Annotated in this window: 13 protein-coding genes; 5 read left to right on the plus strand and 8 right to left on the minus strand. The window is 71.1% G+C overall.

Features of this window, described 5'->3' with window-relative positions; translation table 11 throughout:
* Positions 1-42 precede the first annotated feature (42 nt).
* The 3 genes from ACZ5KW_RS02470 (at position 43) to ACZ5KW_RS02480 (ending at position 3,097) form a co-directional block, all read left to right on the plus strand.
* Positions 43-612 (plus strand): gluconate 2-dehydrogenase subunit 3 family protein, encoded by a 570-nt coding sequence (locus ACZ5KW_RS02470; protein ID WP_343779562.1) that lies wholly within the window; start codon positions 43-45, stop codon positions 610-612.
* On the plus strand, positions 609-2,252 hold the full coding sequence (locus tag ACZ5KW_RS02475) for a GMC family oxidoreductase (RefSeq protein WP_343779563.1): 1,644 nt from the start codon (positions 609-611) through the stop codon (positions 2,250-2,252). The genes ACZ5KW_RS02470 and ACZ5KW_RS02475 overlap by 4 nt, the downstream gene beginning before the upstream one ends.
* 191 nt (positions 2,253-2,443) lie before the next feature.
* Positions 2,444-3,097, plus strand: a complete 654-nt coding sequence (locus ACZ5KW_RS02480) for a dolichyl-phosphate hexose transferase (protein WP_371152828.1) — start codon at positions 2,444-2,446, stop codon at positions 3,095-3,097.
* Positions 3,098-3,520: 423 nt separating this feature from the next.
* On the opposite strand, the gene ACZ5KW_RS02485 is transcribed toward ACZ5KW_RS02480, so the two are convergent.
* Genes ACZ5KW_RS02485 through ACZ5KW_RS02500 form a run of 4 tightly spaced genes read right to left on the minus strand, consistent with a single transcriptional unit; the run spans position 3,521 to position 9,403 of the window.
* Complete coding sequence (locus ACZ5KW_RS02485; RefSeq protein WP_343779568.1) at positions 3,521-5,842, minus strand: DUF7846 domain-containing protein; 2,322 nt, start codon at positions 5,840-5,842, stop codon at positions 3,521-3,523.
* Between the two features lie 49 nt (positions 5,843-5,891).
* The gene (locus tag ACZ5KW_RS02490; RefSeq protein WP_343779571.1) at positions 5,892-7,040 is read right to left on the minus strand and encodes an extracellular solute-binding protein; all 1,149 of its coding nucleotides are present in this window, start codon (positions 7,038-7,040) and stop codon (positions 5,892-5,894) included.
* Positions 7,041-7,079: 39 nt separating this feature from the next.
* Positions 7,080-8,261, minus strand: coding sequence for an alpha-1 4-glucan-protein synthase (locus tag ACZ5KW_RS02495; RefSeq protein ID WP_343779574.1), 1,182 nt, complete (start codon positions 8,259-8,261; stop codon positions 7,080-7,082).
* 32 nt (positions 8,262-8,293) lie between these two features.
* Complete coding sequence (locus ACZ5KW_RS02500; RefSeq protein WP_343779577.1) at positions 8,294-9,403, minus strand: lysylphosphatidylglycerol synthase transmembrane domain-containing protein; 1,110 nt, start codon at positions 9,401-9,403, stop codon at positions 8,294-8,296.
* A 119-nt stretch (positions 9,404-9,522) separates the two neighbouring features.
* Between ACZ5KW_RS02500 and ACZ5KW_RS02505 the strand changes: the two genes are divergently transcribed.
* Positions 9,523-9,825, plus strand: a complete 303-nt coding sequence (locus tag ACZ5KW_RS02505) for a DUF7967 family protein (protein WP_343779579.1) — start codon at positions 9,523-9,525, stop codon at positions 9,823-9,825.
* 83 nt (positions 9,826-9,908) lie between these two features.
* Positions 9,909-10,469: a rhomboid family intramembrane serine protease gene (locus ACZ5KW_RS02510; RefSeq protein WP_343779582.1), complete on the plus strand. Its 561-nt coding sequence runs from the start codon at positions 9,909-9,911 to the stop codon at positions 10,467-10,469.
* Positions 10,470-10,539: 70 nt separating this feature from the next.
* Here the strand turns inward: ACZ5KW_RS02510 and rpsJ are convergent, their stop codons facing one another.
* The 4 genes from rpsJ to ACZ5KW_RS02530 form a co-directional block, all read right to left on the minus strand.
* Entirely contained in the window at positions 10,540-10,848 is a 309-nt protein-coding gene (gene rpsJ, locus ACZ5KW_RS02515) for a 30S ribosomal protein S10 (RefSeq protein WP_004048854.1), read from the minus strand.
* 3 nt (positions 10,849-10,851) lie between these two features.
* Positions 10,852-12,117 (minus strand): translation elongation factor EF-1 subunit alpha, encoded by a 1,266-nt coding sequence (gene tuf / locus ACZ5KW_RS02520; RefSeq protein WP_343779585.1) that lies wholly within the window; start codon positions 12,115-12,117, stop codon positions 10,852-10,854.
* 207 nt (positions 12,118-12,324) lie between these two features.
* Positions 12,325-13,317, minus strand: a complete 993-nt coding sequence (locus ACZ5KW_RS02525; RefSeq protein WP_343779587.1) for a homoserine dehydrogenase — start codon at positions 13,315-13,317, stop codon at positions 12,325-12,327.
* Entirely contained in the window at positions 13,314-13,922 is a 609-nt protein-coding gene (locus tag ACZ5KW_RS02530; protein WP_343779588.1) for an amino acid-binding protein, read from the minus strand. The genes ACZ5KW_RS02525 and ACZ5KW_RS02530 overlap by 4 nt, the downstream gene beginning before the upstream one ends.
* Between the last annotated feature and the right edge of the window lie 271 nt (positions 13,923-14,193).

A 14,193-nucleotide genomic window follows, 5' to 3' on the forward strand; every position in this document is an offset into this window, starting at 1 on the left:
GCTCCGACGGATATTTGAATTTAGGGCTACCTAAACTCTTCTATGGAACTGACGCGACGCGACGCGGCGGCCGCGCTGGCCGCGCTCGGTGCGACCGGCGGCGTCGCGCTCGGCGTCCGTCGGGCGGCCGACGAGCGGGGTGACGGGTCGGGAGTCGACGGGGACGGTCCCCCGTGGGGCGGCGGAGAACCGCCCGGCGACGAGGCGGTTCGGACGGCGATGAGCGCGGTCGCGGAGGCGGCGTATCCCGAAGCGGTCTCCGGGGTCGACGCGTTCGTCGGGGCGTTCCTCGACGGCCGCCTCGACGGGTCGCCCCACGCCGAGGGGATCCGCGCGGCGGTCGCCGAGGTCGAGTCGGCGGCGCGGTCGTGGTACGACGCCCCCGTCGCCGACCTCCCGCCCGCGGACCGAGACGAGTTGCTCCGGGAGCTCGGCGCAGACACGGCCGAGGAGAACCCCGACGGAACGGCCGCGGAGCGGGTGCGCTACTACGTCGTGAACGAGCTACTGCTCGCGCTGTACGCCTCTCCGACCGGCGGCGAGCTCGTCGGCATCGAGAACCCGCAGGGGTACGCGGGCGGCGCGGAGAGCTACCAGCGGGGGCCGCCGTGAGCGGCGCCGAGAGCGTCGGCGACGAGCGGTCGGACGCCGACGGGGTCGACAGGACGCCCGTCCCGGACGCGGACGTCTGCGTCATCGGTGCCGGTCCGGCGGGAGCCCTCGCCGCCGACCGGCTGGCGGGAGACCACGAGGTCGTCGTGCTCGACGCGGGACCGCGGTTCGACCCGGCGGACCGCCTCGCCAGACAGGAGCGCGCGATCCGACCGTTCTACGACCGCCCGGACGTGTGGGGCGTGGGCGGCGCGCGCGACGCGCACGAGAACGCCGGCAACCGGTTCTACCCGCTGAACCACGCTCGGGTGAAGGGCGTCGGGGGGTCGACGCTCCACTGGCAGGGGATGGTGATGCGCCTCCACGAGGACGACTTCAACTCCGGGCGCGAGCGCGGCGTCGGCCCCGACTGGCCGATCGACTACGTGGACCTCCGGCCCTACTACGCCGAGGCGGAGCGCGAGTTGGGCGTCGCCGGCGCCTCGGACAACCCCTACGCGCCGCCCCGCGAGGAGCCGCACCCGATGCCGGCGTTCGAGCCGTCCTACAGCGACTCGCTGTTCGCCGAGGCCTGCGAGTCGCTCGGGATCGACATGCACTCGGTCCCGAACGCGCGCAACTCCGAGCCGTACGACGACCGCTCCCCCTGCGTCGGCTACGGCACCTGCCAGCCCGTCTGCCCGAGCGGCGCGAAGTACGACGCGACCGTCCACGTCGAGCGCGCCGAGGAGCGGGGGGCGACGGTGATCGACCGCGCGCCGGTCCAGCGGCTCGACCACGACGGCGACGACCGGGTGACCGCCGCCGTCTACGCGACGCCGGACGGCGAGGAGCACAGACAGGAGGCCGACGCGTTCGTCGTCGCCGCCGGAGGCGTGGAGACGCCGCGGCTCCTCCTCCTGTCCGCGTCCGACCGCTACCCGGACGGGCTCGCGAACGGGAGCGGCCACGTCGGCGAGTTCTTCATGGACCACCTGTTCGCGGGCGCGGGCGGCACGCTCGACGAGCCGACCAGACAGAACCACGTCGGCTTTTACACCAGCGCCTGCGACCAGTTCTACGACGAGGCCGACGAGGCGCAGGCGCCGTTCAAGCTGGAGTTCTTCAACTACGCCGGGCCCTCGCCGGTGGAGATGGCCCTGTCGGGCGACGACTGGGGGGACGCGCTCTTGGAACGCCTCCGCGACGGGTACGGGACCCACGTCGCGATGGGCGGGCTCGTCGAGCAGCTCCCCGACGCCGAGAGCCGCGTGACGCTCGCGGACGACCGCACCGACGACCACGGCAACCCGGTCCCGCGGATCGAGTGGACCGTCGGCGACCGCGCGCTCGACACCATCGAGCGCGCGAACGAGATTCAGGTGTCTATCCTCGAGGAGCTCGGCGCCGACGTCGAGTGGGTCGCCGGCCCGGACGCGACCGGTCCCGCCTACCACCACATGGGCACGACGCGGATGAGCGACGACCCGGACCGGGGCGTCGTCGACGCCGACTGCCGGACCCACGACCTCGACAACTGCTGGATCGCCTCCAGCTCCGTCTTCCCCACGAGCGGGGCGATGAACCCCACGCTCACCATCGCCGCGCTCGCGCTCCGCGTCGGCGACGGCGTGGCGGACTGGCTCGCGGACGAGACCTGACGGCTCGCCGCCACTATTTTAGGCAAACCTAAAAACTCAAGTGCGTCCGAACGGAGTACCGCGTAATGAGCGACTCAGCACACGCGACGAACGGATCCGCGAGCGCCGTAGGCGCGACAGCGCACGCCGAAGGGGAGAGCGAGACCGCGACAGAGGCCGGCGAGTACACCTTCGACGACCTCAGCGTCGTGATGGGGACGTACAACGAGGAGGAGGCCATCGGGACGGTCCTCGAGGACATCGACGAGGTGACCGACGGGAAGGCGGAGGTCGTCTGCGTCGACGGCTCCTCGGACCGGACGCCGGAGATCGCCCGCGAACACGGCGCGCAGGTCATCGAGCAGGAGCCGCAGGGGTACGGCGTCGCCGTCAGCGAGGCGGTCTTGACGCCGGACCGCCCGGTCGTCGTCACGACCGACTGCGACGACACCTATCCGATGGAAGCGCTCCCGGAGTTCCTCGCGGAGATCAACGACGGCGCGGACGTGGTGAGCGGCGACCGGCTCTACCACGGCGCGGAGGCGATGCCGGCGTTCAACCGCTTCGGCAACCACGCGTTCGCCGCGCTCGCGAGCCTGCTGATGGGCGAGCGCGTCCACGACACCACGACGGGGATGCGCGCGTACCGCCGCGACGTGGTCCAAGACATCGGCTGGACCGAGAACACCGGCCTCTCGGCCGAACTCCTCGTCCGCCCGCTGATGCGCGGCTACGACGTTCGCGAGCGCCCGATCCGCTACGCCGAGCGCCTCGGCGAGACGAAGCTCGACCCGATCGGCGGCGGCGCCGCCATCGCGAAGTCGATCGTCACCGTCTGTCTCGAAGAACAACTGCGGCGCTTCTGAGGACGCTTCCCTCCTCGACCCGGCGTCGGACGGCGGTCCGGACGGACACTGTGGGCACAGTGGACCGCCGCCGGCGGCGTTTTCACACTCGTGAGCGACAGCGCCGATTATTTATAAATGAACACGGCGGTCGGCGCGTGCCTGCGAGCGGCCGCCCTCGGCGGCCGCGAGTCAGCACGCGCGAGGGAGTCGGTCGCCGAGCAAAGCGACGGCGACCGACGAGGCTGGGGAGGCGTGAGGCGCGGGGCGGTGCTGTGCGGGGCGGGACTCAAAGGGGCAGCCGCGAGGTCGCAGTAGGCGACGTAAGCACCGCAGCGAGCGGAGCGAGCGAGGAGCGCAACGAGCGTACTGCGACCTCGCGGCTGGGGCTTTGGAGGTGTTCGCCGCCGGTCTGGTGACAATTATTTATAAGAAATCGACGTATTAGTCGCTCGATTCAGCGTCCGTCTCGAAGACGACCCAGTCGGGGTGCGCGTCGGGCTCGTCGGGGAGGTACGTGCCCTCGTTGCCGCACTCCGTGACGAGCCGGCAGGTCGAACGCTCGGGCGGCCAGACGGCCTCGACGGTTCCATCCTGCGTCACCCGGACCGTCACCTCCTGCCGGTAGGTGAACGTCGACCCCGCGGAGTCGACGAGCGTCACGGTCACGGCGACCACGTCGCCCTCCGGATCGAACGGGACGGGTTCGGCCGCGTCGGGGTCGCCCGCGGCCGCCGCGCCGGGCAGCCGGACCCCCTCGGGCGTCACCGCCCAGTCGACCGCGAGCGAGTCGCCGAGGTCGCTCACCGTGTAGGAGGCGTGGTCCGGACCGTCCAGGGCGCCGCGGCGCGGGTCGACGCGGACCTGCGCGCGGGCGACGCGGTCCGGCACGCCGACGGTCGTCTCGGCGTCGATCCGGGAACCAGACCGCCGGTCCAGCGGTTCCAGCTTCGGCGTGACGCGGACGTCCGGGTTCGCGGTCCAGACCCCCTGGTAGCCGTACCGGAACAGCGTCCGGTCGGGGTACGCGTCGAGCACCGCGAAGTTCTCGACGGGATCGCGGTCGAGCGCGTACACGACGTCGCCGTCGAGCCCCGGCCCGTTCCGAAGGTACTGGAACGGGTGGTTCTGCCACTCGCCGTACGGCGCGGGGACGAACACCAGCCCGTTCCCGAACGTCGTCTCGTCGAACGGGGCGTACGCGGCCTCGTGTTTCTCATCGACCGCGGCGTTGCGTTCTATCGGGTCCGCGGCCGCGTCGACGGCGGCGAGTCCGCCGACGACGAGCGCGCCCGCGACGACGAGCGCGAGCGCGACGCGGGCGGCCGGCGCCGAGACGCCGCGCTCGACGAGTCGCGTCCGGGCCGCGGACAGCGCCCGGTGGCCGGCGGCGACGCCGAGGCCGCCGAACACCGACAGCGGGACGAGCAGGTCGAAGTGATAGAACGGACCGAACAGCGACGCGAGCCCGTCGGTGGGGTCCGAGAGCTCGGCGAGCGCGTTGTGTGTCCCCCAGAAGTAGAGGTTGCCGACGACGACCGAGACCGCGACGCCGACGACGAGCAGCGCCGCGGTCCGTCGGAACGCGGCCGAACCGGACGCGTCGCGCGTCTCTGACGGCCCCGCCGCGCCGCCGTCGAGGAGCCCACGGGGGTCGCCGCTCGCGCGCCACCCGCCGACCGCGACCGCGCCGCCGCCGAGCGCCAGCGCCGTCCCGAGCGGGCCGGCAGCGAACCAGCGGGTCGCTATCTCCTGAAGGGCGTACCGGTTCGACTCCAGCGCGAGCCCGAGCGTGTAGTCGACCGAGTGGCCGAGGATGCGCCGCTCGCCGAAGCCGGGCCCGTCCATCGGCGCGAAGACCTGGTAGGGAAACGTGAGCGGCGACCCGGTCATTCGGACGTTGTACGCGAGCGTGACACCGACGAAGAGGGTGCCGAACAGCGCCGTGAGTCCGTGCCGGCGGATCAGACCCGGGAGGCCGCGGGACCCGCCGACTGCGAGCGCGCGGCGGCCGAGGGCCGCGAGCGCGCGCGGTGTCGACGCCCCGGACTCGGCGCCGAAGCGACGGACCGCCGACCCCACCTGCCACAGCGCGTGGCCGATGAACGGGGCGGCGAACAACACCGCCGTGTACGGCCGCGAGAAGAAGGCGATCCCGATCGCGACGCCCGCGACGCCGGCGGCCGCGAGCGACCGGTCTCGGACGCTCCGGAGGTACGCGACCGCGAAGATCAGGTTGAAGAACGTCGTCGGCGCGTACGGGAGGAACGCCGCGGAGGTCGCGACCGCCATCGGCGACGCGGCGAAGAGGACGGCCGCGGCGAGGCCGGCCCGGCGGCCGACCGTCATCGACCCGAGCAGGTACACGAGGGCGGCGTTCCCGGCGGCGACAGCCGCGAGGGTCACCCGCGGCTCGTCGAACAGCGCCATCGAGACGGCGAACGTCGCCGCGGGGACGGGGTTGTACTTCGGGTAGAGCCGCCCCGCGTCTTCGATGAAGAACCACGGGTGGACCGCGTCGGCGAGCGGCCCGGCGTGGAACTCCAGTTGGCCGGCCAGCAGCAACGCGGCCTGCGTGAGGTAGACGCCCTCGTCGTGGTTCGCGGAGTGGTGCGAGAAGACGGTGGCCGCGACCGCGAACGTCAGGACGCCGGCGGCGACGGCGACGAGCGCCGCGGCGAGGCTCACCCGGTCGGCGCGGTCGAGTCGCTCGCGGAGGCGAGCGGCGAGGCGGCGCGGACGGACGGACGGTGGCAGGAGTGACACGAGCGGGAGGCGGTGGTGACGTGAGCGTGGTGTGAAGCGCTGCGTCCGCTCAGAGCTGGACGCCGGCGTCGCGCATGAGGTCGACCGTCGGTTCGAGGTTCGACAGCTCCGAGAGGTCGAGGTCCGGGACGTCGAGCTCGTCGATCGACGGGAGGTCGCCGATCGGCTCGACCTCCGGGATCAGCGGGTACTCGAAGGTGGAGCGCGCGAAGTAGTCCTGCGCCTCCGCCGAGAGCAGGTGGCGGACGAAGTTCGACGCCAGGTCCGCGTCCGAGGCGGTGTCGATGACCGCGGCGCCGGCGACGTTAAACACCGCGCCCGCGTCGCCCTGGGTGAACGAGGTCGCGATCGGGGCCTCCGGGTTGCCGTCGAGCACGCGCTGGATGTAGTAGTGGTTGGTGAACGCGGCGTCGATCTCGCCGTCGGCGATCTCCTGACACGTGCGGAACTCGTCGGGGTACGTCGTGGCGCCGCGCTCGACCATCGCTTCGAGCCACTCGCGGGTTGCCTGCTCGCCTTCGAGCAGCCGCATCGCGGTGATGAACGCCTGCGCGGAGCCGTACGACGGCGCCCACCCGAGGTCGCCCTCGAACTCCTCGGGGTACGCCATGATGTCGTCCGGCAGGTCCTCCTCGGAGTACTCCTCGGTGTTGAACGGGACCGTTCGGGCGCGCCCGGAGGTGCCGACCCACTGTTCGGTGCGGAACTCCTCGCGGACCTTCTCGGTCACGTCGTCGGGGAGCGCCTGCGTGCGCCCCTCGTCCGCGAGCGCGCCGAGCGACCCCGCGTTGACCGAGTAGAACACGTCCGCGGGCGAGCCCTCGCCCTCGTTGATGATCGCGTTCACGTGGTCGGTCGAGTTGTTGTACCGGACGGTCAGGTCGAGGTCGTCGTACAGGTCGTCGATGTAGTCGACGAGCTCGCCGACGAGGAACTCGCCGCGGCCGGAGTAGACGGTCAGCTCGCCTTCGAGCGCCGGCATCTCCGACATCGACGTACCGCCGGGGGCGCCCCGTCCCGCGCGGCCGGAGCCGATCTGCCCGACGAGGTCGCCGCCGTCGTCGTCGCCGTCGCCGTCCTCGCCGCCGGTCCCGTTACAGCCGGCGATCCCCGCGACGCCGACCGCGCCGGCCGTCGCGAGGAACTTCCGTCGTCGAACGTCGCGTCCGTCACGTCCGTTGGATTCGTGGTTCGTCATGTGTTTTAGGCTTGCCTAAATGGGTTTAGTCGTGTCGGTTCAATCGTCCGCGGGCGCCGGCGTTCGACGGATCGCGTCGAGGCAGTCGAGCCAGTCGCGCATATACTCGCCGCAGTGGTTGAGGAACGCGCCGTTGTTCCACTCGTCGAAGTCGCCCTCCGCGAGCGCGTCGGCCATCGCGTCGAAGACCGCCGCGTACGAGTCGGCGTCGTCGCCGACGTCGTCGATCACTTCCCAGACGTGCTCGTTCAGCTCCAGCCCCGCGACCTCGTTCGCGAGGTCGTCGAACGTCGAGCGCGCGGCCTTGTTGTGTTCACAGAGCGGCCCGCCGTTGTAGATTCGCTTGCCGAGCACGTCGCAGGCGCGTTTTACGAAGAGGCCCGACCAGATGTCGTCGAACCGGCCCACGTCCCACTCGTTGTCGTCCATCGGCAGCTGGTAGAACGCCGGGATCACCTCGCGGCGGAACGCGAGGTTCATCGAGCAGACGGTGAGGTAGTTGCCGCGCGCGGCGACGAAGTCCTCGCCGAAGTCGTCGGCGCTCGTCCGCGTCTGCGCCTGCCCCTCTAAGTCGCCGTCCATCAGGATCCGGACCGCGTCGAGGTCGGGGACGTTCGTCCAGAGCCCCTGCGAGGCGACGACCTCGCCCGCCTCGACCGCGACCGAGTCCGTCTCGACCGTCTCGTCCATCGCGGCGTAGGGGTAGCCGCGCGGGTAGAGGCCGTGTTCGTCGGCGTTCTGGTAGAGGACGTTCACCCAGTCCTCGTCGGAGCTGACGCGCTCGATCTCACCGCCGAACGCGAGGTTCTCCATGTGCCGGCCGAAGTAGTCGACGTCGTCGTGCGGGAGCGTGTCGTCGTCGATGAACACGCCGTAGTCGAACGACTCGTCGGCCCACATGTACAGCAGGCCGAAGCTCGTCTCGGCGTGGCTCGCGGCCGGGACGACGTGGCCGTACTCCGCGACCCCGTTGGCCTCGTACCACTCCTCGCGGCGGCTGCCGTCGAACACCTCGCCGGAGACGCCCAACTCGTCCAGCATCGAGCGCATCTCGGCGACCTCACAGAAGTCCTCGGTGACTAAGACGAAGTGGAGCCGCGAGACGTCGAAGCCGTGCTCGCGAGCGTTCTCGACGTACGCGCGGACGCAGTCGTACTCTCGGATCGTCGGAACGATGACGCAGGTGTCCGGACCGTCGCGGCCTGAGGCGGTCGCATCCATACACGGTAGTTTTTAGGCCCACCTAAAAAAAATTAGCGGTCCGGGGTGGCCCGCGTCGCCGAGTCGGACTCAGCGGTCGACTCGTCGGGAGCGCGGGTCACCGAAAGGTCGAGCGCGGCCGCGACGAGGCCGCCGCCGGCGAGCGTGACGGCGTTCTTGAGCGCGTGGTCGAGGGCCGCTGCCGCGAGCGCGGTCTCGGCCGGGATCGGCGTGGTCGCGACGACGATGGCGGTGAACGCCGCCTCGTACAGCCCGATCCCTCCCTGCGAGAGGGGTAACACCTTCGCGAGGTTCCCGGCCGAGACGGCGAGGGTGCCGACGACGAGCAGCGTCGCGGGGGCGACCGCCCCGGAGAACCCGCCGACGAGCGCCGCGAGCACGAAGACGGCGGTCACCACGTCCAGCGCCCACACGACGCCGCTCGCGAGGAACACCCGGACGAGCGCGGTCGCGTCCGCGGCGACGACCCGGACGGCGGCCCCGAACCGGACCGCGGCGTCGACGGCTCGGGAGAGCCGAGGACCGTCGACGCGCTCCCGGAGGGACGGGCCGAACCGTCGGTCGCTGCGGGCGAGCGCGACGACCCCCGCGGAGAACGCCGCGGCCGCGACGGCGATCCCGGCGGCGGCCGCGACCGCCTGCCCCGACCCGTTCGGCGTGACGGCCCGACCGTCGACGAGCAGGACCGCGAGCGCGGTGCCCCCGATCGCGCCGAGCGCGACGAGGTCGAACGCGCGCTCGACCGCCAGCGACGCGACGCCGGTCGGGTACGGCACTCCGCGCCGGTCTTTCAGGAGGTACGCCCGCACTCCGTCGCCGGCCCGCGCGGGGACGATCAGGTTCGCGGTCTGGCTCGCGAACACCGCCGCCGTGAGGAAGCCGGTGCGACAGCGGTGTCCCATCGGCGCGAGGACGTCGCCGTACCGGCGGCCGCGAACCGGCCACGACAGCAGGTACGCCGCAAGCGCCGCGAGGAGGAGCGCCGGGTTCGCGGCCGTCGCCGCCGCGACGACGGCCTCGACGTCGAGCGTTCGCACCGTCACCGCGCCGCCGACCGCGAGCACGAGGAGGGTTCCGGCGACCGTGAGCGACCCCCGAGGGAGGCGTTCGCGGAGTCGAGCGGTGGCGACGCGCGGGTTCATTCAATTGTTTAGGTTGGCCTAAACAGTAAAACGCTGGCGGTTCGTGCCGACGAGACCGGAGCCGTGATCCGGCCCGGCCCGCCGAAACTCGTTTGTTCGGAGAAATGTGATTGGCACACATGGACGCGAACAGCCCGGAGGCCGGTACCGAACGGGACGGCGTGCGGATGTGGCTCGTCGAGCGCACCTACTCCGACGACGAGCAGAACATGGTCATCCTGACGTACGCGACGCCTGACGGCGACCGCTACTTCCGCAAGGAGCGCGCGCTCACCTCCTTCTCGGACATCCGCGACACCACGGCGGCCGTTGACGCGGCGCCGTCGAACGTCGGGACCGTCGACGACCCCGACGACCGCGAGCGGTACGCCGCCGAGGCGGCCCGGATGGCGAACGCGCACGACCCCGACGACGTGATCTGAGCCGCGAGCGAGTCGCGGCCGGAGCGGTCCCGCGCTCGGGCCGCCCACACCGCTTTTGACCGCGCGGCCCGAACGCTCGACCGATGCGAGCCACCCTCGAAACGCTCGGAATCACCCTCCTCGTCGGCGCCGTCCAGTCCGTACTCGGCGTCGTCGGTCTCGCCGGCCTGTTCGCGCTGTCGACGCCCCTGTCGGTCGCTCCGTGGACGCTCGTCACCAGCGTGTACGCGCACGGCTCCGTGAGTCACCTCGTTGCGAACGGCGTCGGGCTGCTGCTCGTCGGTCCGCTCGTCGAGCGCCGGACGACCCGGGCTCGGTTCCACGCGTTCGTGGTCACCACGGGCGCGCTCGCCGGCGTCACGCAGGTGGTACTCAGTGGTATCCTCGGACCCTCGGCCGCCGTGTTGGGGATCAGCGGCGCGCTGTTCGCGCTCGGCGGCTACCTGCTCGCCGGCAACGTCGTGAGCGCGACGCTGTTCGACCGGCTGCGGCTCTCCCCGCGGGTCCAACTGCTCCTATTTGGACTGGTCGCCGTCGTCCTCACGGCGACGACGGCCGCGCCGGGCGTCGCGCTCGTCGCGCACGCGACCGGCGCGTTCTGCGGCCTCGTGGCCGGCCGGGTCAGTCTCCTCGACGCGCGGTGAGGCGTTCGCGGGCCGCGTCGCTACTCGGTGGGAAAAAAACGAAAGGGGTGAAAGAGAAACGCCCTAGCGCTCAGTCTTCCAGAACGATCTCGATGCTGACGTCGTTCGGCACTTGGACGCGCATCAGCTGACGGAGCGCGCGTTCGTCGGCGTCGATGTCGATCAGACGCTTGTGGACGCGCATCTCCCAGTGCTCCCACGTCGCCGTCCCCTCACCGTCCGGGGACTTTCGCGACGGGATCTCGAGCGTCTTCGTCGGCAGCGGGATCGGGCCCGACAGGGCGACTCCCGTCGAGTCCGCGATCTCGCGGACGTCGTCGCAGATGTCGTCGAGGTCCTCGGGGCTCGTGCCGGCGAGGCGGACGCGTGCCTGCTGCATCGATTATCGCTCGTTGACTTCGAGCACCTTGCCGGCCGCGATGGTCTGACCCATGTCGCGGATGGCGAAGCTGCCGAGTTCCGGAATCTCGCCGGACGGCTCGATGCTGAGCGGTTTCTGGGGGCGCACGGTGACGACCGCGGCGTCGCCGGACTTGATGAAGTCCGGGTTCTCCTCGGCGACCTCACCGGACGACGGGTCGATCTTCTGGTCGATCGACTCGATCGTACAGGCGACCTGCGCCGTGTGGGCGTGGAAGACCGGCGTGTAGCCGGCCGTGATGACCGACGGGTGCTGCATGACGACGACCTGCGCCTTGAACGTCTCGGCGACGCTCGGCGGGTCGTCGGCGGGGCCACAGACGTCCCCGCGGCGGATGTCGTCCTTGCCGATGCCGCGGACATTGAATCCGACGTTGTCACCGGGCTCGGCCTTGGGCACCTCTTCGTGGTGCATCTCGACCGTCTTCACCTCGCCGCCCACGTCGGACGGCTGGAAGGAGACGTTGTCGCCGGTGTTGAGGATCCCGGTCTCGACGCGTCCCACGGGGACGGTCCCGATACCGGAGATGGTGTACACGTCCTGAATGGGGAGTCGGAGCGGCGCGTCCGTCGGCGGCTCGGACTCCGGCAGGTCGTTGAGCGACTCCAGCAGGGTCGGGCCGTCGTACCAGTCCGTGTTGTCGGACTTCTCGGCGACGTTATCGCCCTCGAACGCCGAGATCGGCACGAACGTCGTGTCGTCCGTCGCGAAGCGGACCTGGTTGAGCAGGTCCTCGACCTCGCCGATGACCTCCTTGTAGGAGGACTCCTGGTAGTCGACCAGGTCCATCTTGTTGACGCCGATGATGAGCTCGTTGATACCCAGCGTGCGGGCCAGGAACACGTGCTCTCGGGTCTGGGGCGCGACGCCGTCGTCGGCCGCGACGACGAGCACCGCGTTGTCGGCCTGCGAGGCGCCCGTGATCATGTTCTTCACGAAGTCACGGTGGCCCGGGCAGTCGACGATGGTGAAGTAGTAGTTGTCCGTGTCGAACTCCTGGTGGGCGATGTCGATCGTGACGCCGCGCTCGCGCTCCTCGGCGAGGTTGTCCATCACGTAGGCGAACTCGAAGCCGCCCTTGCCCTTCTCTTCGGCTTCCTCGCGGTGCTGCTCGATTACGTGCTCGGGGACGCTCCCCGTCTCGAAGAGGAGGCGACCCACGAGCGTACTCTTGCCGTGGTCGACGTGGCCGATGATGGCCAAGTTCTGATGCGGTTTGTCACTCATGGGGTAATCACGCGCTAAGGCGCTCTGTGAGTAAGTTTCGGTAGATTCCACTAAAACGGTTTCGATACGGCCCACAGACGATCCCGGCGCTGTCCGGCGATTCTCGACAACGCGGGGCACGCCACACCGACGCACGGGCGTCGGCTCGGCGGCGACGCGCTGACGCCGAACTGCGTCGACAGGGCGAAAACGATCGACCGGGGAGCGCTACTCGAGTCGTCCCACGTCGCCGAGGACCGCGCTCGCCGTCTCCGGGCCGCCCGCGCCGCGACCGGAGATGTTGAGCCGCCCGGCGTGAGAGGTCTCGATCTGGACGATGTTCTGCGTGCCGGAGACCGCGAGCGTCCCGTTCTCGGGGACGAGCCGCGGGGCGACCCGGACGGTCTCGCCGGTCGCCTCGCCGATCAGCCGCACCGTCCGTCCGTCCTCGGCCGCGAGGCGGAGCGCGGAGCCGGGCACGTCGCGGATTCCGGAGACGTCGGCGTCGTCGAGCGTGAACTCCCGAGCGTCGGCGGGGGCGTCGGCCGCACCGAACGAGAGGACGTTCGCGAGGATGACGCACTTCAGCGCCGCGTCGGTCCCGTCGACGTCGAAGGAGGGGTCGGCCTCGGCGACGCCGAGGTCCTGCGCCTCCGCGAGCACGTGGTCGTAGTCGAGCCCCTCGGCGGCCATCCGCGTCAGGATGAAATTCGCCGTCCCGTTGAGGACGCCTCGGACCGCGGTGACGTGGCCGGGCTCGATGTCCTCGACGGTCGAGACCGCCGGGATCGCGCCGCCCACGGTCGCCTCGAACCGGATCTCGCCGTCGCTGTCGTCGACGGCGGCCCGCAGGTCGCCGAACCGCTCCGCGACCGGACCCTTGTTCGCGAGGACGGCGTGGCGGTCGCGCTCCAAGGCGGTCGTCACGTGCGAGAAGCCGGGTTCGGCGTCGCCGAGCGTCGTGGGCGTCGCCTCGACGAGGGCGTCGTAGTCGGCGGCGAGCGCGTCGGCCGGGTCGTCGTCGCCGACGATCCCCCGCTCGCTTTTGCGAGCCACGACGGCCTCGGGATCGACGCCGGCGTGACCGTCCGGACCGCCGGTCCCGTCGGCGACGACCGCCGAAGAGGAGTCCGCGACCGCGACGACCTCGTGACCGTACTCGCCGGCCAGTTCGACGACGGAGCGCCCGACGGCGCCCGCGCCGATCACGGCGAGTCTCACGCGTCCACCCCCGTGAGCGGCTCGACGACGCGGAGTTCCTTCTCCGCGGCGAGGTCGCGGACCGCCGCGAGCGCCGCGTCCGTCTCGCCCGCGCGGGCCTCTAGGCGGAGCCGCGCGCTCGACGCCTCCTCGGTCCCCTGCGGCGCCGCGAGCGACACGTCGGCGACCGACGCCGACTCGCAGGCCTCGATCCGCGAGAGCGTGTCGGAGAGGTCCGTGTCGATGAGGTGGCCGAAGAGGAGGATCGTCACCTCCTCGGCGTAGCGCTCGGTTCCGGCCTGCATCACGTTCACGCCCTCGCTGCGGAGGGCCTCGACGATCTCCTCGAAGTGGTCCGGCGTCGCCTCGAAGTCGACCTCGACCGGGATCCGCCCCCGCGGCGTCTTGTTCCCCCGCTCGTGGTAGATCGAGAGGAGGTTGCCGCCGTTGTCCGCGATCGGGTGGAGCGCGGCGAGCAGCTGTCCGGGCTCGTCGACGAGCTCCAGCCGCACCGTGTGCGTCGATGGGGTCGCGGCCGCGTGACCGCCGTCCGGAGACGCTCCGGAGGTCGTCGGGTCCGGCTCGTCGGACGCGGCCTCTGGCGCCCCGTCGCGACGGTCGCTCACGCCGCCACCTCCGGCGCGTCACGGCTGCGGGGGCACGCCCGAGGTCGGCGCGTTCCTGTTCCCGACGTGGAGCGGTCGCTCGGTGGCTCCGTCGCGATGCGCCGGGGGGGAGTCGTGCCCGTCTGCATACCCGAACGGAGTCGGACGATCCGCTATAAGCCTTCGGCGATGGCAGGCGTTGCCTCGCCTCCGCGTCTGCCAACGCGCCCCACGGGTCGAATCGGGGCGTCGATCGCGGGGAAACCGATCGACGACGGGGGTGTCGACGGGA

This window comes from Halorubrum ejinorense, assembly GCF_055389685.1.